Source organism: Pseudomonas glycinis, assembly GCF_054871425.1.
The window spans coordinates 154,580-174,093 of sequence record NZ_JBTYHF010000011.1; the positions used below are offsets into that span (position 1 = coordinate 154,580).

Genomic DNA, 19,514 nt, shown 5'->3' on the forward strand with positions numbered 1-19,514 from the left:
AGGCCGCGCCTAATTACTCGAACCAGTGGGCTCGGGCGGCCATGATCAACTTGCCGGCACGATCATCGTCAATGCCGTCGATGTCGAGCAGGTCGTCAATAGACTGCTCGGCCAGGTCTTCGCGGGTAATTACGCCGCGCACCGCCAGTTCCATCGCCAAATCCTTGTCCATACCCTCAAGCGAGAGCAGGTCTTCGGCCGGATGGGCGTCTGCCAGCTTTTCCTCAGTAGCGATGGCTTTGGTCAACAAGCGATCCTTGGCGCGAGCACGAAGCTCGTTGACGATGTCCTCGTCAAAGCCGTCGATGTTGAGCATCTCCTCCACCGGTACGTAGGCAATCTCTTCCAGGCTGGTGAAGCCTTCATCTACCAGCACCTGAGCCAGTTCTTCGTCGACTTCCAGCTCGTCGATGAAGTTGCGCAGGATGTCGCCGGTTTCTGCTTGCTGCTTAGCCTGGATGTCCGATTCGGTCATCACGTTCAGGGTCCAGCCAGTCAACTGGCTGGCCAGACGCACGTTCTGACCACCGCGACCGATGGCCTGAGCCAGATTGTCTGCGCCAACGGCGATGTCCATGGCATGGGCATCTTCGTCAACGATAATTGCCGCAACCTCGGCCGGGGACATGGCGTTGATGACGAACTGGGCCGGGTTGTCGTCCCACAGCACGATATCAACACGCTCACCGCCCAACTCACCCGATACCGCCTGGACGCGCGAACCGCGCATACCGATGCAGGCACCTTGTGGGTCGATGCGTTTGTCCTTGGAACGGACGGCGATCTTGGCACGCGAACCCGGATCACGGGAGGCGGCCATGACCTCGATGAGGCCTTCGGCGATTTCCGGCACTTCGATACGGAACAGCTCGATCAGCATTTCCGGCGCGGTACGCGACAGGATCAGCTGCGGGCCGCGGTTCTCGGTGCGGATTTCCTTGAGCAGCGCACGCAGACGCACGCCGACACGGAAGGTTTCGCGAGAAATGATGTCTTCACGGGCCAGCAATGCTTCAGCGTTGTTGCCCAGATCAACGATCACGTTGTCGCGGGTAACTTTTTTCACGGTGCCGGAGATGATTTCTCCCAGGCGCTCGCGATAGGCGTCGACCACTTGAGCGCGCTCGGCTTCGCGAACTTTCTGCACGATGACCTGCTTGGCAGTCTGTGCAGCGATGCGGCCGAATTCGATGGATTCGATTTTCTCTTCGACGACGTCACCGACCTTGGCACCAGGATGCGTTTCGGCAACCTTGCTTGGCCAGGTCTCGATGGCCGGATCGTCGAGATCATTCTCTTCGACGACCGTCCAGCGACGGAAGGTTTCGTAGGAACCGGTGTGGCGGTTGATTTCCACACGCAGGTCCACTTCGTCTTCAAAACGCTTTTTGGTAGCAGTGGCCAGAGCCAGCTCCAGCGCTTCAAAAATTACGCTTGCCGGTACACCCTTTTCATTGGATACCGACTCAACAACCAGCAGTACTTCTTTGCTCATCGTACGCCTCGCCTTTCGCAAGCCATTGGATCCGCGGGATCCGCGTCTCAGTCAAAACTGGGAATAATGTTGGCCTTGTCGATCATATCGATCGGCAACAGGAACTCGTGGTCTTCTACCTGCACCACGACGTCCTGCTCTTCTACACCGCGCAGAAGGCCCTGAAAATTGCGTCGACCTTCGAAAGGCGAGCGCAGCTTGATCTTCACTTGTTCACCGGCAAATTGGGCAAACTGCTCAAGAGTGAACAGCGGGCGCTCCATGCCAGGCGAGGAAACTTCGAGGGTGTATTCAACGGAGATAGGATCTTCAACATCCAGAACACCGCTGATCTGACGGCTGACAATGGCGCAATCGTCCACCAGCACGCCACCCTTTTTATCGATATAAACGCGCAACATCGAGTGACGACCCTGAGCCGAAAACTCGATACCCCAGCATTCATAGCCCAGGGCCACGACCACCGGGGCCAGCAAGGCCTGCAACTCTTCTAGCTTGCTCGACACCTGAACCCCCTAGTGCATGATATGTGCATGCTTTGCAAAATAAAAAAATGGGCATAACGCCCATCCTTGAAACGCCGTCGAACAGCGGCGTTGAAAGTATCCAGCTAACAAAAAGCCCCTTAAAAGGGGCTCCTTAAACTGGTTGCGGGGGCCGGATTTGAACCGACGACCTTCGGGTTATGAGCCCGACGAGCTACCAGACTGCTCCACCCCGCGACAAAGCTGGGGCGGAAGTATACGACCGATCCCTTTTAGGGTCAATGTAACCTTCCACCTGCAAGAAAGCCCGCAACAGCGGGCTCTCCTGACTAATTGGTACCGAGAAGGGGACTCGAACCCCTACACCCTATGGGCACAACCACCTCAAGGTTGCGTGTCTACCAATTCCACCACCTCGGCAATACTACGTTTGGAACTCTTCTTACTTCTGCTCTTGAGCTGGAGGCACGTCAGTCGCTGGAGTAGCCGACTTTTGCTCTTGAAGCACCGGGACATCATCAGAAGCCGGTTGTTGCTTAGGTACTTCCAACACTGCCGGATCTGGAAGACCTGCTTGAGTCAGCTGATGAGCTTTCTCTTTAGCAAAGTAACCTAACCCCAAGCTGGTTATGAAGAAACCGGCGGCAAGTATAGCAGTAAACTTACTAAGAAAGGTAGAGGAACCTTGGCTTCCGAACACAGTATTTGAAGCACCTGCTCCGAAAGACGCGCCAGCGTCCGCACCCTTACCCTGCTGCAGCAAAACCAGAGCAACTACGCCCAATGCACCCAGCAGATGAAAAACGACTACGACTGTTTCCAGCATTTTTTCAGTTTCCCGCGGCGCGACAGATCGCACCGAACTCATCTGCATTCAGGGAAGCCCCACCAATGAGCCCCCCATCGATATCCGGCATGCCGAACAGTTCGACCGCATTGGCCGCCTTCACGCTGCCGCCGTATAGAAGCCGCACACCTCGTGCGACTTCAGAATTCTCTGCCGCCAACTGCTCGCGAATGGCTTTATGCACATCCTGAGCCTGTTGCGGCGTTGCAGTCAGCCCGGTACCAATGGCCCAGACCGGCTCGTATGCAATCACTGCCTTGGCAAAGGCACCGACACCCAGCTCCTCGATGATGCTGCCCAGCTGACGCCCGACAACTTCAAGAGTTTTTCCGGCTTCGCGCTGCTCGAGGGTTTCCCCTACACACAACACCGGAATCAAGCCACATGCCTGTGCCGCTGCGAACTTGCGATTCAACATCCCGTCTCGCTCGCCCATAATCTGGCGGCGTTCGGAGTGCCCGACAAGCACCAGGGAACAACCTGCATCCACCAGTTGGCTGGGAGCAATCTCACCAGTCAACGCACCTTGCATGGCTTCCACCGCAGAATTCTGCGCGCCGACCGAAATCGACTTGCCTTTCAAGCCATCAATCACTTGATTGATATACAAGCAAGGCGGGAACACCGCGACATCAACACCGCTTGGCAAGGCCAGATGACGAAGGCCGTTGATCAGCTCAGCGACGCTGGCGCGGGTACCGTGCATCTTCCAGTTACCAGCTACCATAGGGCGACGCATGCTGTACCTCGTCGGTCAAAGTGGGCGCAGATGTTACCCAACACAATCATGGCTTGCAAGCCGTATCAGGCAGAAACTTCGGTTACCAGTTTTGCCAGCTCTTCGGCATAGCCGCGAACCTGGTTTTCGTCCTCGCCTTCGACCATTACGCGCACCAGAGGCTCTGTGCCGGACTTGCGCAGAAGCACGCGACCGCGTCCCGCCATCGCCTGAGTGACACGGGCACTGGCTTCCTTGACAGCAGGATGCTCCAGTGGGCTTTCACCGCCGCCAAAGCGAACGTTGATCAGCACCTGAGGGCACTTGCGCAACGCCTGGCGCGTTTGTGCCAGACCTTCATTGCGGGATTTCAGAGCCATCAACACCTGCAAGGCCGCAATGATGGCGTCGCCCGTGGTGGTGTGGTTGAAGCAGACCACATGCCCGGAATTTTCCCCGCCTACGAGCCAGTTGCGCTCTTGCAGCTCGGCAATCACGTAGCGGTCACCGACATTGGCGCGAACGAACGGGATCGACAGATCCGCAAGGGCCAGTTCGAGACCAAGATTGCTCATCAAAGTACCGACGACGCCACCCTGCAACTTGCCACGCTCATGCAGATCGCGGGCAATGATAAACAGCAGGTCGTCACCATCAACAATGGCGCCGGTGTGATCGACCATCAATACCCGATCGCCATCACCATCGAAGGCGATACCCAGGTCCGCATGCTCGGCCAGAACGGCGGCCTGCAACGGCTCCATATGCGTGGAACCGCAGTTATCGTTGATGTTCAGCCCGTTCGGCTGAGCGGAAAGCACGACGACTTCGGCACCCAATTCACGGAAGACGCTCGGCGCTACCTTATAGGTCGCACCATGCGCGCAGTCGATAACGATCTTCAGACCGGCGAAATTGGTCCCGGTAGGCACGCTGCTCTTGCAGAACTCGATGTAGCGGCCCGATGCATCATTGATTCGCGACACTTTACCGATCTTGCTCGACTCGACGACGGTCATTGGCGTATCCAGCAACTCTTCGATCATCAGCTCCAATTCATCGGGCAGCTTGGTGCCTTTGCCGGAGAAGAACTTGATGCCGTTGTCATCATGAGGGTTGTGCGAAGCACTGATCACGATGCCGGCTTCAGCCTGGAACGTACGCGACAGATAAGCGATGGCAGGCGTCGGCATCGGGCCGAGCAGCATCACATCGGCACCCGCCGAGGTCAGGCCCGCCTCGAGCGCCGACTCGAACATATAACCGGAGATCCGAGTGTCCTTGCCGACCAGCACCTTGCAGGCACCCATCTTGCGGAAAGCCATACCAGCCGCCCAGCCAAGCTTGAGCATGAAGTCAGGCGTGATCGGGTATTCACCAACGCGACCGCGAATGCCGTCGGTACCAAAATATTTCTTGCTCATAAGTGCTCCATCATTCTTATTCGGCTGATTCAACGGCCGCGATCATTCGCACAACATCGACGGTTTCCGCCACATCGTGAACGCGCAATATACGTGCGCCTTTAACTGACGCCAGCGCCGCCAGTGCCAGGCCGCCATACAGACGCTCGCCCACGGGACGATTCAAAGCGTGACCAATCATACTCTTGCGCGAAACACCTACCAGCAGTGGTCGACCCAGTGCATGCAGGGCCTCCATGTGTTTGAACAAGCTTAGATTGTGCTGCAGGGTTTTGGCGAAGCCGAAGCCGGGATCAAGAATGATCCGCTCGGCGGGAATACCCGCCTGCGCGCACTGTTCCATGCGCTCGGCGAGAAACTCGCCGACCTCGCGGGTGACATCCTGATACTGCGGATTATCCTGCATATCACCCGGCTCGCCGAGCATGTGCATGAGACAGACCGGCAACCCTGTCGCCGCCGCCGCATCCAGCGCACCATCGCGACGCAACGAACGCACATCATTGATCAGGCCGGCACCGAGCCGTGCGGTTTCGCGCATGACTGCTGGGGTGGAAGTATCGACCGAGATGATGACATCCAGCTCGCGATTGATCAGCTCGACAATCGGCGCGACGCGCTCAAGCTCCTCCAGAGGAGAAACCGCTCGCGCGCCTGGCCGGGTCGATTCGCCGCCGACATCAATCAGCGTCGCGCCAGCCAGCACCATGGCTTCGGCATGGCGCAGCGCCGCATCGAGCTGGCTGTAGCGGCCGCCGTCGGAAAAGGAATCAGGAGTGACATTGAGAATGCCCATGACATGCGTCTGGGCCAAATCAAGAACCCGGTTGCCGCAAGGCAACCGGGTCAGGGACTGTACAGAAGTCATTTCAAGCCTTAAACGTCAGCAGCCGGACCGCCAATCGGTTTTTCCGGACGCTCGTCCTGCACGACAGGAGGCGGAGGCGTACCGGTGCCACCCGACCAGTCGCGAGGCTCGCGAGGTGTGCGGCCGGCCATGATGTCGTCAATCTGCTCGGCATCGATGGTTTCGTACTTCATCAGCGCATCAGCCATGGCATCCAGTTTGTCACGGTTATCCGTGAGGATCTGCTTGGCGGTGCCGTAGCACTGATCAATGATGCTGCGCACTTCGGAGTCGATCAGCTTGGCGGTCTCACCGGAGAAGCTGGCAGCCTGGCCGCCACCGCCGCGACCGAGGAACACTTCGCCCTCTTCTTCGGCATACATCAGCGGACCGAGTTTTTCCGACAGGCCCCATTTCGTCACCATGTTCCGGGCAATCTGACTTGCACGCATGATGTCGTTGGACGCACCGGTGGTTACACCGTCAAAGCCCAGGGTCATTTCTTCTGCGATACGGCCACCGTACAACGAGCAGATCTGGCTGATCAGCGCACGTTTGGACAGGCTGTAACGATCTTCTTCCGGCAGGAACATGGTCACACCCAGCGCACGACCGCGCGGGATGATCGACACCTTGTAGACCGGATCATGCTCAGGCACGACGCGACCAACGATGGCGTGGCCGGCTTCGTGGTAAGCAGTGTTCTGCTTTTCTTTCTCGGACATGACCATGGATTTGCGCTCGGCGCCCATCATGATCTTGTCTTTCGCCAGTTCGAACTCTTTCATTTCGACGATGCGTTTGCCGCTACGGGCAGCGAACAACGACGCTTCGTTGACCAGGTTGGCCAGGTCAGCACCGGAGAAGCCCGGAGTACCGCGTGCGATCACTGCCGGAGCAACGTCGTCGCCCATTGGCACTTTGCGCATGTGAACTTTAAGAATCTGCTCGCGACCACGAATGTCCGGCAAGCCGACGACCACCTGACGGTCGAAACGGCCCGGACGCAGCAGCGCAGGGTCGAGTACGTCCGGACGGTTGGTCGCAGCAATAACAATGATGCCGTCATTCATTTCAAAGCCGTCCATCTCTACCAGCAACTGGTTGAGAGTCTGCTCACGCTCGTCATGACCGCCACCCATGCCGGCGCCACGATGGCGACCCACGGCATCGATTTCGTCGATGAAGATGATGCAAGGGGCGTGCTTCTTGGCCTGCTCGAACATGTCGCGGACGCGGCTCGCGCCGACACCGACGAACATTTCGACAAAGTCGGAACCGGAAATGGTGAAGAATGGCACTTTCGCTTCGCCGGCAATCGCCTTGGCCAGCAAGGTTTTACCGGTACCCGGCGGGCCGACCATCAGCACGCCGCGCGGGATACGACCACCCAGACGCTGGAACTTGCCCGGATCACGCAGGAACTCGACCAGCTCGCCGACTTCTTCCTTGGCCTCGTCGCAACCGGCAACGTCAGCCAAAGTGGTTTTCACCTGATCTTCGGAGAGCAGGCGTGCCTTGCTCTTGCCGAAGCTCATCGGCCCGCCCTTGCCACCGGCACCACCCTGCATCTGGCGCATGAAGAACATGAACACCGCGATGATCACCAGGATCGGGAAGCTGGCCACCAGGAGCTGAGTCCAGATGCTTTGCTGTTCAGGCTGCTTGCCTTCAACCACAACGTGATTGTCGACCAGATCGCCGATCAGGCCATTGTCCTGAATTGCCGGACGAATGGTCTTGAAGCTGTCGCCATCGGTGCGCTTGCCGGTAATCACATAGCCGTCAACAGCTACGCGCTCGACCTTGCCATCCTTGACCTGCTGGATGAAGTCGGAATAGTTGAGGGTCTGCGGCTCGTTAGGGCTGGAGAAGTTGTTCATCACCGTCACCAGGACTGCCGCGATGATCAACCACAGGATCAGATTCTTTGCCATATCGTTCAATTAACTACCCTCTGAAGCAAGCTCCGCTACTGGCGCGCGCTTCGCATGATATTCACCGGCCTAACTTACTACATTACCTACAACTCTGGCAGGCGCCGTCTGTAACCCTTTGTGAAACACTTTCTACACAATATTCGCTTATGCCTGCAGAGCGAAATATGAAAAACCTATCGCCCTGCCGAAAAACCTCGTTTTACGCATCACCGCCACGATAACCCCAGGCCAGCATGTACTGCTCACGGGAGCTGCCACGGGAAGAGTCTGGCTTGATCATCTGGATCTTGTCGAATTTCTTCCGAGCATCCTTCAGATAAACGTCAAACCCTTCGCCCTGAAAAATCTTGATGACGAAATTGCCACCGGGCTTGAGGATCCGTTCCGCCAGGTCCAGCGCCAGCTCACAGAGGAACATGGCCTTGGGCATATCCACTTCGGGCGTACCACTCATATTGGGGGCCATATCGGAAATCACAAGGTCAACCTGCGAATTACCCACGGCCTCCAGGATTTCAGCGAGCACCGAGTCCTCCGTGAAGTCGCCCTGGATAAAATGCACGTCCGGAATGCTGTCCATTTCCAGGATGTCCGAAGCGATCAGACGACCCTGACCGCCGATCAACCGACTGGTCACCTGGGACCAGCCACCCGGCGCGGCGCCGAGGTCGACCACGCTCATGCCGGGACGGATCAGTTTGTACTTTTCCTGGATCTCCAGAAGCTTGTAACTTGCACGCGAGCGGTAGCCATCCTTCTGCGCCTGCTTCACATAAGGATCGTTGACATGTCTTTTCAGCCAACCAAGGCTTGTCTTGGAACGCGCCATTGGGCACCTCGATGATTAGGGTCGTGATTAGTTGGGCGGATCCACGAACCCTCGGGTAAAATGGCCGCCATTTTACAGAATCCAGACGAAAGGGTCAGATTATGCCGCTCACTCCAGAGCAGAAGAAACAGTACAAATCCATCGGCCACCACCTCAAACCAGTGTTGACGGTGGCGGACAACGGTTTGACTGAAGGTGTTTTAGCCGAACTTGAACGCGCCTTGGCCGATCACGAGCTGATCAAGATCAAGCTCAATATCCTCGATCGCGAGTCGCGCCTGGCGCACATCGCCGAACTGTGCAAGGTCGGCAAAGCGGACCTGGTTCAGGTCATCGGCAAGATGGCACTGGTCTACCGCAAGAACTTCAGCGTCAACAAGCAGCTGTCGAACGTTCATCGCTTCAAGTGATGCGCAGGGTCAAGGGTGTGCTTCGCGCACCCTGCCACTCCATCCCGGCACCGGCTGCATGACCAGCACCAGCCCGGAAAATCCCAGCACCAGATAACTGAATACCTGCCAGCGCTGCGCATCCGGCCAGCCGACACGCACAGCGACATACATCGCGCACGCGTACAACGCCATCAACAGCACCTGCCCGCGAAAATCCCGCCATAGACTGCCAAGGCCCTCGGCCTGTACCAGCACCAAAGCCTGAAAGATCACGCACAGAGCGGCGAACCCCACCACCAGCACTTCGAATGCACTGGCGACTTCGTCGATCAACAGCGGCGCCAGGCCGATCTGACCCAACGCCGGCTGCAAACCGATATGAATCAACCATAGGCCACCGACCCAAAGCATCTGGGTCAGTTGCCAAAGCATGGCGCCCGCATGCAGCGGGCGCCTTCTTTCAGATGTGACGAACTTCGACAATCTCATACTCGATCACGCCGCTTGGCGTTTTGACGGCGACCACGTCACCCTCTTCCTTGCCAATCAAGGCGCGGGCCAGCGGCGAACCGACGGAGATCTTGCCGAGTTTGAAGTCAGCCTCATCCTCACCCACGATGTGGTAAGTGACGCTTTCATCAGTCTCGACGTTGGCGATCTCGACGGTGGTACCGAAAATCACTTTGCCGGTATGAGGAATGGTCGTGACATCGATGATGACCTGATTCTGAATCCGGCCCTCGATGTCACGAATACGCGCTTCGACCATGCCTTGCTGTTCGCGGGCAGCATGGTATTCAGCGTTTTCCTTCAAGTCACCCAACTCGCGGGCCGTACCGATGTCCTGGCTGAGCTTCGGACGGACGACCTTGGTCAGGTGAGCATGCTCCTCTTCCAGGGCGCGAGCGCCCTGAACAGTCATTGGGTACTTGGTTATGCTCATGCCTTCAATCCTGCGTGTAGATCCTGCAAGCGGCGCACGGTCTTTTCCGGACCGAACTTCAGCGCTTCGCAGATCGCTTCGCCCGCAGCGATAGTGGTGGTGCAGTAGATCTTGTGCTGCAGGGCGTTGCGACGAATGGAGTACGAATCGGCGATCGACTGACGACCTTCGGTGGTGTTGATGATCAGCGTGACTTCGTCATTCTTGATCATGTCGACCACGTGTGGACGACCCTCGGTCACCTTGTTCACGCGGCGCACTTTCAGGCCTGCGGCTTCGATCAGCTTGGCAGTGCCGGCAGTGGCGACCACTTCGAAGCCCAAGTTGATCAGATCACGGGCCACGCCTGCAACCAGTGGCTTGTCGTCATCGCGCACGCTGATGAACGCGGTACCGCCGGTCGGCAGCACTTCGCTGGCGCCCATCTGCGCCTTGGCGAATGCTTCACCGAAGGTGTCGCCGACGCCCATTACTTCACCGGTCGACTTCATCTCTGGGCCGAGGATCGGGTCAACGCCAGGGAACTTGGCGAACGGGAACACCGCTTCTTTAACGCTGTAGAAGTTCGGGATGATTTCTTTGGTGAAGCCGATTTCCTTCAAGGTCTTACCGGCCATTACGCGCGCGGCGATCATGGCCAGGGAAACACCGATGCACTTGGAAACGAACGGCACGGTACGCGAGGCGCGCGGGTTGACTTCGATGACGTAGATATCTTCGCCCTGCAAGGCCAATTGCACGTTCATCAGGCCGACAACGCCCAGTTCCAGAGCCATTTTCTTGACCTGTTCGCGCATCTCGTCCTGGATGTGCGCCGGCAGCGAGTACGGCGGCAACGAGCAAGCGGAGTCACCGGAGTGAACGCCCGCCTGTTCGATGTGCTGCATGATCGCGCCGATCACCACGTCCTTGCCGTCACAGACCGCATCCACGTCCATTTCGATGGCGCAGTTGAGGAAGTGGTCGAGCAGCACCGGGCTGTCGTTGGACACTTGCACCGCGTCACGCAGATAGCGCTTGAGTTCGTCTTCTTTGTATACGATTTCCATCGCACGGCCGCCCAACACGTAGGACGGGCGCACCACCAGCGGATAACCGATCTTCGCCGCAGCGCGAACAGCTTCATCTTCGCTGCGCACGGTGGCGTTTGGCGGCTGACGCAGGTTCAGGCGCTCGACCATTTGCTGGAAGCGCTCGCGGTCTTCGGCGCGGTCGATCGCGTCAGGGCTAGTGCCGATGATCGGCACGCCAGCAGCTTCCAGAGCACGAGCCAGTTTCAGCGGAGTCTGGCCGCCGTACTGGACGATCACGCCTTTCGGCTTCTCGACGCGGCAGATTTCCAGTACGTCTTCCAGGGTTACCGGCTCGAAGTACAGACGGTCGGAAGTGTCGTAGTCGGTGGAAACGGTTTCCGGGTTGCAGTTGACCATGATGGTTTCGTAGCCGTCTTCGCGCAGGGCGAGAGCAGCGTGAACGCAGCAGTAGTCGAACTCGATGCCTTGGCCGATACGGTTCGGACCGCCGCCCAGAATCATGATCTTGTCGCGACCCGACGGCGCTGCCTCGCACTCTTCCTCGTAGGTCGAGTACAGGTAAGCAGTGTCGGTGGCGAATTCGGCGGCGCAGGTGTCAACGCGCTTGTAGACCGGGAACACTTCCAGCTTCTGACGGTGCGTACGCAGGTTTTTCTCGGTGACGCCCAGCAGCTTGGCCAGACGCTGATCGGAGAAGCCTTTGCGCTTGAGCTTGAACATCAGGTCGCGGTCGATCGAGGACAGACCGAGGGTCTTGACCTTCTCTTCGTCCTTGATCAGGTCTTCGATCTGCACCAGGAACCACGGGTCGATCATGTTCATGCCGAAGATATCTTCGACCGACAGACCGGCGCGGAAGGCGTCAGCCACGTACCAGATGCGCTCGGCGCCCGGCACGGTCAGTTCGCGCTTGAGCACGCTCATGCTGTCCGGGTTGCTCAGATCGAGCTTCTCGTCCAGACCGCAAACGCCGACTTCCAGACCGCGCAGGGCTTTCTGCAGGGATTCCTGGAAGGTCCGGCCGATGGCCATGACTTCACCGACCGACTTCATTTGCGTGGTCAGGCGTGCGTCAGCCTTGGCGAATTTCTCGAAGGCGAAGCGTGGCAGCTTGGTGACGACGTAGTCGATCGACGGTTCGAAGGACGCCGGGGTCTTGCCGCCGGTGATGTCGTTCGACAGCTCGTCGAGGGTGTAACCCACAGCCAGTTTGGCCGCGACCTTGGCGATCGGGAAACCGGTGGCTTTCGAAGCCAGTGCCGAGGAACGCGATACACGCGGGTTCATTTCGATCACGACCATGCGGCCAGTGTTCGGGCAGATACCGAACTGCACATTCGAACCGCCGGTCTCGACGCCGATCTCGCGCAGTACCGCCAGCGAGGCGTTACGCAGGATCTGGTATTCCTTGTCGGTCAGGGTTTGCGCAGGAGCTACGGTGATCGAGTCACCGGTGTGCACGCCCATCGGGTCGAAGTTTTCGATCGAGCAGACGATGATGCAGTTGTCCTTTTTGTCGCGGACAACTTCCATTTCATATTCTTTCCAGCCGATCAGCGATTCGTCGATCAGCAGCTCTTTGGTCGGCGACAGGTCCAGACCACGGGCGCAGATTTCTTCGAACTCTTCACGGTTGTAAGCGATACCGCCACCGGTGCCGCCCATGGTGAAGGACGGACGGATGATGCACGGGAAACCGAGGGTTTCGAGAACCGCGTTGGCCTCTTCCATGCTGTGGGCAATGCCGGAACGCGGGCACGCCAGGCCGATGGATTTCATCGCCTTGTCGAAACGCGAACGGTCTTCAGCCTTGTCGATGGTATCGGCATTGGCACCGATCATCTCTACGCCGAACTTCTCGAGAACGCCTTCGCGCTCCAGATCCAGTGCGCAGTTCAGAGCGGTCTGGCCACCCATGGTCGGCAGTACGGCGTCCGGACGCTCTTTTTCGATGATCTTGGCCACGGTCTGCCATTTGATCGGCTCGATATAGGTGGCGTCGGCCATGTCCGGGTCGGTCATGATGGTGGCCGGGTTGGAGTTCACCAGGATGACGCGGTAACCCTCTTCGCGCAGGGCTTTGCAGGCCTGGGCGCCGGAGTAGTCGAATTCGCAGGCCTGGCCGATCACGATCGGGCCAGCGCCGAGAATCAGGATGCTTTTAATGTCTGTACGTTTTGGCATGGTTTGTCACTCAAATCCGCAGGTCAGTCGGCAAGCCGTCTTGATCGATTTCTGAAGTCCCGAAGGGGCCGCCGGAACCGGGGCCGCCCTCGAGGGCTTCTCTCTACAGTCTCAAGGCGAACGCTTAGCGTCGCTTGGCCATCTCGTTGATGAAGCGGTCGAACAGTGGCGCAACATCGTTCGGGCCCGGGCTCGCTTCAGGGTGACCCTGGAAGCTGAACGCGCTCTTGTCGGTGCGCTCGATGCCTTGCAGGGTGCCGTCGAACAGCGATTTGTGGATCGCGCGCACGTTGGCTGGCAGGGTGGCTTCGTCTACCGCAAAACCGTGGTTCTGGCTGGTGATCATCACCACGCCTGTGTCCAGATCCTGCACCGGGTGGTTGGCACCGTGGTGGCCGTGGCCCATTTTCAGGGTCTTGGCGCCGGAGGCCAGAGCCAGCAACTGGTGGCCGAGGCAGATGCCGAATACCGGCGTCTCGGTTTCCAGCACTTCCTTGATCGCCTGGATCGCGTAGTCGCATGGCTCCGGATCACCAGGGCCGTTGGACAGGAACACGCCGTCCGGCTTCAGCGCCAGCACATCGGCGGCTGGTGTCTGCGCAGGCACTACGGTGACGCGGCAGCCGCGCTCGACCAGCATGCGCAGGATGTTGACCTTGACGCCGTAGTCGTAGGCGACCACGTGATATGGCAGCTCGGAAGCTTCGATGGTCGCGTGGCTGTCGGTTTTCAGATCCCAGACAGTCGAGCGCCATTCGTATTGGGTCTTGGTGCTGACGACTTTCGCCAGGTCCATGCCCTTCAGGCCCGGGAAGCCTTGCGCAGCGGCGATGGCTGCTTCTTCGGAGATGTTGTCGCCGGCCATGATGCAGCCGTTCTGAGCGCCTTTTTCACGCAGGATGCGGGTCAGGCGACGGGTGTCGATACCGGCGATTGCCACAACATTGTTGGCTTTCAGGTAATCGGACAGGGACATCGTGTTACGCCAGTTGCTCGCTACCAGCGGCAGGTCACGGATGACCAGGCCAGCGGACCAGACGCGGTCGGACTCGGCGTCTTCCGGCGTGGTGCCGGTGTTGCCGATGTGCGGATAAGTCAGGGTAACGATCTGTTGGGCGTAGGAAGGATCGGTAAGGATTTCCTGATAGCCGGTCATTGCGGTGTTGAACACCACCTCACCAACGGTCTGACCGTCGGCTCCAATGGCTTCGCCGCGAAAAATGCTGCCATCAGCAAGGGCGAGTATGGCTGGCTTAGTCAAGAAGACCTCCCGTAAATAACGCATGAAAGGGCAATCGCAGGTTGTAAAAAAGCGGAGTGACGTATGGACACGTCACCCCGCTTCTTCACTGAAATTATTCTGCGCGCTTTTAGTGGACACACTAAAGCTGTAGCTTACAGAAAAGGGCGTTTTTGGTCCACCGCTAAAGAGCCTTAAAGGCCGGAGAATGCGACAGGTCGTCGCCAAGCGGTAAAAACCGGCGCAAAACGGGACATTTGCGCCGGTTTAGCAACGACTCAACGCAGGTCGAGTACGTCTTGCATGTCGTACAGGCCCGGCTCGCGACCGTCCAGCCACAGCGCCGCACGCACCGCGCCCTTGGCGAAGGTCATGCGACTCGATGCCTTGTGGGTGATCTCGACGCGCTCGCCATCGGCAGCGAACAGCACGGTGTGATCACCGACGATATCGCCAGCACGCACGGTGGCGAAACCAATGGTTTCACGCTCACGCGCACCGGTCTGGCCTTCACGACCGTAGACCGCGACCTTCTTCAGATCACGCCCCAGGGCATCAGCAATCACTTCACCCATGCGCACCGCCGTACCGGACGGAGCATCGACCTTGTGGCGGTGATGGGCTTCCATGATCTCGATATCGACATCGTCGCCCAGCACGCGCGCAGCGGTGTCGAGCAACTTCAGGCAGAGGTTGACGCCGACGCTGAAGTTGGCGGCGAAGACGATCGGAATGTCCTTGCCCGCCTCGGCCAGCAATTGCTTCTCTTCAACACTGAAACCGGTGGTGCCGATGATCATCGCTTTGCCGTGTTTGCGGCAGAACGCGAGATTCTTCAGGGTCACGGTCGGGTGAGTGAAGTCGATCAGCACATCGAACTCTTCAACCACACGATCCAGATCACCGGACAGCGGCACGCCGATACGGCCCAGCGCTGCCAGCTCACCGGCATCCGCGCCAACCAGCGTGCTGTCCGGGCGATCAACCGCCGCTGTCAAACCAGCGCCCGGCGTCTGCTGCACCGCTTCAATCAGGGTCTTGCCCATGCGCCCGGCGGCGCCCATCACTGCAATACGTCGCATGCCGACTCCTTACAAATCGCCGAAGAAACGCTTCACACCGTCGAACCAACCGGTGGTTTTCGGCGAGTGGCTGTTGTCGTCGGCCAGGGAGCTGCGGAATTCTTCCAGCAGTTCACGCTGACGACGGTTTAGGTTGACCGGCGTTTCCACAGCGACACGGCACATCAGGTCGCCGGCACCGCCGCCACGCACTGGCGCCACGCCTTTACCGCGTACGCGGAACTGCTTGCCGGTCTGCGTGCCTTCAGGAATTTTCAGTTTGACGCGACCGTCGAGGGTCGGAATTTCCAGCTCGCCGCCCAGCGCAGCGTCGACGAAGCTGATCGGCACTTCGCAGAACAGATGCTTGCCGTCACGCTGGAAGATGTCGTGTTCACGCACGTTGATCACAACGTACAGGTCGCCAGTCGGCCCGCCCTGGGTACCCGCCTCGCCTTCGCCGGACAGACGAATGCGGTCGCCAGTATCAACACCGGCAGGCACTTTGACCGACAGGGTTTTGTACTCTTCGACACGACCGTCGCCGTGGCAGGAGTCGCACGGATCGGAAATGATCTTGCCCTGGCCATGGCAGCGCGGGCAGGTCTGCTGCACCGAGAAAAAGCCCTGCTGCATGCGCACCTGACCGATGCCGCCGCAGGTCGGGCACGTCGTCGGCGACGAGCCTTTCTTGGCGCCGGAACCATCGCACGGCTTGCAGTTGACCAGTGTCGGAACGCGGATATTCACCGACGTACCGCGCACCGCTTCTTCCAGATTCAGCTCCAGGGTGTAGCGCAGATCGCTGCCACGCTGAGCGCCGCCACGAGCACCGCCGCGACCGCCACCGAAGAAATCACTGAAGACATCGCCGAAGATGTCCGAGAAGTTCTGGCCACCGAAGCCGGCACCGCCGCCGCCCATGCTCGGATCAACGCCGGCATGACCGTACTGGTCGTATGCGGCGCGCTTGCTGGCGTCGGACAACACTTCATAGGCCTCGTTGGCCTCTTTGAATGCTTCTTCCGAAGCTTTGTCGCCGGGATTACGGTCGGGGTGGTGCTTCATGGCCAGACGGCGATAGGCCTTCTTCAGGTCCGCTTCGCTCGTGCCCCGCTCGACACCCAATACTTCGTAATAGTCACGCTTTGCCATAAGTTCTTTGCACTCTTAAGGACGTTCGGCAAACCCCTCCTGAGCCTCGCCAAACTCGTTGAGCCCCCATTAAGGCCCGGACCCAACTCACGTCAATTCAACGATCCTGGTCTTGATTGATGCGGTATCTGCGGCGCGAAAAGCAGGAGCATTCCCGGCCATACCGCCAACATCCGAACGGTGTCGCATGCTGTAAAAATTCACGTATTCCAGATACGCCAACGCGGGAGGCAAGCTCCCGCGCGGCGACATCCTACCAGTCACCGCCGCAAGGCAGTCAACCGGGCGACCAACAACTTACTTGTGGTCTTTGACTTCTTCGAACTCGGCATCGACAACGTCGTCAGCCTTCTCAGCCGATTCGCCTTGCGGGGCCGCGCCATCAGCTGGCTGAGCCTGTTCGGCGTACATCTTCTGAGCAACCGGAGCGGAGACTTTCGACAGCTCTTCAACCTTGGCTTCGATGGCAGCCTTGTCGTCGCCTTTGACGGCGGCTTCCAGAGCAACCACTGCAGCTTCGATTGCAGTCTTCTCTTCGGCGGTGACCTTGTCGCCTGCGTCAGCGACCATCTTGCGAGTCGAGTGCACCAGTGCGTCACCCTGGTTACGGGCAGCGGCCAGTTCTTCGAACTTGCGGTCTTCCTCGGCATTCGCCTCGGCGTCACGTACCATGCGCTCGATTTCTTCGTCGGACAGACCGGAGTTGGCCTTGATCACGATCGACTGGGTCTTGCCGGTAGCCTTGTCTTTCGCGCCGACATGCAGGATGCCGTTGGCGTCGATGTCGAAGGTCACTTCGATCTGCGGCACGCCACGTGGAGCTGGTGGAATGTCGGCCAGGTCGAACTTGCCCAGCGATTTGTTCTGGGCAGCTTGCTTGCGCTCACCCTGCAGAACGTGAATGGTCACAGCACCCTGGTTGTCGTCAGCAGTCGAGAACACTTGCGATTTCTTGGTAGGAATCGTGGTGTTTTTCTCGATCAGCGCGGTCATCACGCCACCCATGGTTTCGATACCCAGGGTCAGCGGGCTGACGTCGAGCAGCAGCACGTCTTTCACGTCACCGGCCAGAACAGCGCCCTGAATCGCAGCACCCATGGCAACAGCTTCGTCCGGGTTGACGTCTTTACGTGCTTCTTTACCGAAGAAATCGGTAACCAGCTTCTGTACCAGCGGCATACGAGTCTGACCACCGACCAGAATCACGTCGTTGATCGCGCTGACGTCGATACCGGCGTCTTTCATGGCAATGCGGCAAGGTTCGATGGTGCGCTGAACCAGGTCTTCAACCAGTGCTTCGAGCTTGGCACGCGAGATCTTCACGTTCAGGTGCTTAGGACCGGTCGCGTCTGCAGTGATGTACGGCAGGTTGACGTCGGTCGACTGAGCGGACGACAGCTCGATCTTGGCTTTCTCAGCGGCTTCTTTCAGGCGCTGCATCGCCAGCGGGTCACCTTTGAGGTTCATGCCGCTTTCTTTCTTGAATTCGTCAACGAGGTAGTCGATCAGACGAATGTCGAAGTCTTCACCGCCAAGGAAAGTGTCACCGTTGGTGGCCAACACTTCGAACTGGTGCTCACCGTCAACTTCAGCGATCTCGATCACGGAAACGTCGAAGGTACCGCCACCCAGGTCATAAACGATCACGGTGTGATCGCCCTTGGCCTTGTCCATACCGTAAGCCAGAGCGGCTGCGGTTGGTTCGTTGATGATACGTTTTACGTCCAGACCAGCGATGCGGCCGGCGTCTTTGGTGGCTTGACGCTGGCTGTCGTTGAAGTAGGCCGGAACGGTGATCACCGCTTCGGTCACTGCCTCGCCGAGGTAGTCTTCGGCGGTCTTCTTCATCTTCTTCAGAATTTCAGCCGAGATTTGTGGCGGTGCCATTTTCTGGCCGTTCACTTCTACCCAGGCGTCATTGTTGTCAGCCTTGACGATCTTGTAAGGGACCATCTGGATATCTTTCTGCACAACTTCTTCGTCGAAACGACGACCGATCAGACGCTTTACTGCGTACAGGGTGTTGTGCGGGTTGGTTACAGCCTGACGCTTGGCCGACTGACCTACCAGAATCTCGCCATCGTTGGCGTAAGCGATGATCGACGGCGTGGTACGCGCGCCTTCAGCGTTTTCAATAACTTTGGCTTTGCCGTTTTCCAGCACGGAGACGCAGGAGTTGGTAGTCCCCAGGTCGATACCGATAATTTTGCCCATGTTCACTCTCCCGAAACTTTGGATTTTGTTGCCGCAGCAGTGGTGGCTGACTGCGGTAGCACTTAAACGCTTGACTTCTAAATGGGGGCCTTGCGGCTAATTTCAAGCCTGCTCGTCAATCGAAGGCGAAACCGGTGCCGGCGCCTTGCTGACCACGACCATCGCCGGGCGCAGCAGGCGACCATTGAGCTGGTAGCCCTTCTGGAAAACCTTCAACACGCTGTTCGGCTCGACGTCGGCACTTTCCTGCATGGCCATCGCCTGATGGTGAACGGCGTTGAACGGCTCGCCATGCGGATCGATCGCTTCAAGCTGGTAGCGCTTGAGGGTGTCGTGGAACATTTTCAGGGTCAGCTCGATGCCTTCGCGCATCGGGCGGATGCTTTCGTCGTCCGGGCTCGACAGCTCAAGGCCGCGCTCCAGGCTGTCGACGATCGGCAGCAGGTCGCTGGCAAATTTCTCAAGGGCAAACTTGTGCGCCTTCTCGACGTCCTGCTCGGCACGGCGGCGAACGTTCTGCAGATCGGCAGCAACACGCAGAGACTGATCCTGCGCGGCGGCCAATTGCTCTTCGAGCACTTGCACACGGGTCGCCAGGTCGTCACCCGAACCTTCGGGCGCCTGATTGGCTTCTGGGTTTTGCGTATCTACTGTCTGTTCGTCAGCCATAGAATTCTCCTTTCAATTTCGTCCGCGAGCCTGACTC

General features: G+C 58.5%; 17 protein-coding genes and 2 tRNA genes. 1 reads left to right on the forward strand and 18 read right to left on the reverse strand.

Going from position 1 to position 19,514, the window contains the following annotated elements; translation table 11 throughout:
- Positions 1-13: 13 nt before the first annotated feature.
- From nusA to rlmE, 10 genes are all read right to left on the reverse strand, one after another.
- A complete protein-coding gene (nusA, locus tag ACYSTU_RS24380) occupies positions 14-1,495 on the reverse strand; it encodes a transcription termination factor NusA (protein ID WP_024011569.1) in 1,482 nt (493 codons plus the stop codon).
- Between the two features lie 47 nt (positions 1,496-1,542).
- Positions 1,543-2,001: a ribosome maturation factor RimP gene (rimP, locus tag ACYSTU_RS24385; protein WP_125917891.1), complete on the reverse strand. Its 459-nt coding sequence runs from the start codon at positions 1,999-2,001 to the stop codon at positions 1,543-1,545.
- A gap of 139 nt (positions 2,002-2,140) precedes the next feature.
- A tRNA-Met gene (locus ACYSTU_RS24390) sits at positions 2,141-2,217 on the reverse strand.
- Positions 2,218-2,314: 97 nt separating this feature from the next.
- Positions 2,315-2,400 (reverse strand) — tRNA-Leu (locus ACYSTU_RS24395).
- Positions 2,401-2,422: 22 nt separating this feature from the next.
- Positions 2,423-2,806: a preprotein translocase subunit SecG gene (secG, locus tag ACYSTU_RS24400; RefSeq protein ID WP_016771756.1), complete on the reverse strand. Its 384-nt coding sequence runs from the start codon at positions 2,804-2,806 to the stop codon at positions 2,423-2,425.
- A 4-nt stretch (positions 2,807-2,810) separates the two neighbouring features.
- Complete coding sequence (gene tpiA, locus ACYSTU_RS24405; protein ID WP_007915248.1) at positions 2,811-3,566, reverse strand: triose-phosphate isomerase; 756 nt, start codon at positions 3,564-3,566, stop codon at positions 2,811-2,813.
- Between the two features lie 65 nt (positions 3,567-3,631).
- Positions 3,632-4,969, reverse strand: coding sequence for a phosphoglucosamine mutase (gene glmM, locus ACYSTU_RS24410; RefSeq protein ID WP_130910361.1), 1,338 nt, complete (start codon positions 4,967-4,969; stop codon positions 3,632-3,634).
- A gap of 16 nt (positions 4,970-4,985) precedes the next feature.
- Positions 4,986-5,837, reverse strand: a complete 852-nt coding sequence (gene folP / locus ACYSTU_RS24415; protein WP_499002080.1) for a dihydropteroate synthase — start codon at positions 5,835-5,837, stop codon at positions 4,986-4,988.
- An 8-nt stretch (positions 5,838-5,845) separates the two neighbouring features.
- Positions 5,846-7,753: an ATP-dependent zinc metalloprotease FtsH gene (ftsH, locus tag ACYSTU_RS24420; protein ID WP_016771759.1), complete on the reverse strand. Its 1,908-nt coding sequence runs from the start codon at positions 7,751-7,753 to the stop codon at positions 5,846-5,848.
- 202 nt (positions 7,754-7,955) lie between these two features.
- Positions 7,956-8,585, reverse strand: coding sequence for a 23S rRNA (uridine(2552)-2'-O)-methyltransferase RlmE (gene rlmE, locus ACYSTU_RS24425; RefSeq protein ID WP_016771760.1), 630 nt, complete (start codon positions 8,583-8,585; stop codon positions 7,956-7,958).
- A gap of 101 nt (positions 8,586-8,686) precedes the next feature.
- Here rlmE and ACYSTU_RS24430 point away from each other — a divergent pair, with 101 nt between their 5' ends.
- Entirely contained in the window at positions 8,687-8,995 is a 309-nt protein-coding gene (locus ACYSTU_RS24430) for a YhbY family RNA-binding protein (RefSeq protein WP_003221534.1), read from the forward strand.
- 9 nt (positions 8,996-9,004) lie between these two features.
- Here the strand turns inward: ACYSTU_RS24430 and ACYSTU_RS24435 are convergent, their stop codons facing one another.
- The 8 genes from ACYSTU_RS24435 to grpE all read right to left on the reverse strand — a co-directional run bounded on the left by ACYSTU_RS24435 (position 9,005) and on the right by grpE (position 19,477).
- Positions 9,005-9,409 carry a hypothetical protein gene (locus ACYSTU_RS24435; RefSeq protein ID WP_016771762.1) on the reverse strand — a complete coding sequence of 135 codons (405 nt, stop codon included), beginning with the start codon at positions 9,407-9,409 and terminating at the stop codon, positions 9,005-9,007.
- Positions 9,410-9,437: 28 nt separating this feature from the next.
- Entirely contained in the window at positions 9,438-9,914 is a 477-nt protein-coding gene (gene greA, locus ACYSTU_RS24440) for a transcription elongation factor GreA (RefSeq protein WP_038861135.1), read from the reverse strand.
- A 2-nt stretch (positions 9,915-9,916) separates the two neighbouring features.
- The gene (carB, locus tag ACYSTU_RS24445) at positions 9,917-13,138 is read right to left on the reverse strand and encodes a carbamoyl-phosphate synthase large subunit (RefSeq protein ID WP_016771764.1); all 3,222 of its coding nucleotides are present in this window, start codon (positions 13,136-13,138) and stop codon (positions 9,917-9,919) included.
- 124 nt (positions 13,139-13,262) lie between these two features.
- On the reverse strand, positions 13,263-14,399 hold the full coding sequence (gene carA / locus ACYSTU_RS24450; protein WP_016771765.1) for a glutamine-hydrolyzing carbamoyl-phosphate synthase small subunit: 1,137 nt from the start codon (positions 14,397-14,399) through the stop codon (positions 13,263-13,265).
- A 257-nt stretch (positions 14,400-14,656) separates the two neighbouring features.
- Entirely contained in the window at positions 14,657-15,460 is an 804-nt protein-coding gene (gene dapB / locus ACYSTU_RS24455) for a 4-hydroxy-tetrahydrodipicolinate reductase (protein WP_016771766.1), read from the reverse strand.
- Positions 15,461-15,469: 9 nt separating this feature from the next.
- Entirely contained in the window at positions 15,470-16,594 is a 1,125-nt protein-coding gene (dnaJ, locus tag ACYSTU_RS24460; protein WP_016771767.1) for a molecular chaperone DnaJ, read from the reverse strand.
- Positions 16,595-16,891: 297 nt separating this feature from the next.
- Entirely contained in the window at positions 16,892-18,808 is a 1,917-nt protein-coding gene (gene dnaK / locus ACYSTU_RS24465; protein ID WP_024011565.1) for a molecular chaperone DnaK, read from the reverse strand.
- A gap of 102 nt (positions 18,809-18,910) precedes the next feature.
- On the reverse strand, positions 18,911-19,477 hold the full coding sequence (gene grpE, locus ACYSTU_RS24470; RefSeq protein WP_016771768.1) for a nucleotide exchange factor GrpE: 567 nt from the start codon (positions 19,475-19,477) through the stop codon (positions 18,911-18,913).
- Positions 19,478-19,514 lie beyond the last annotated feature (37 nt).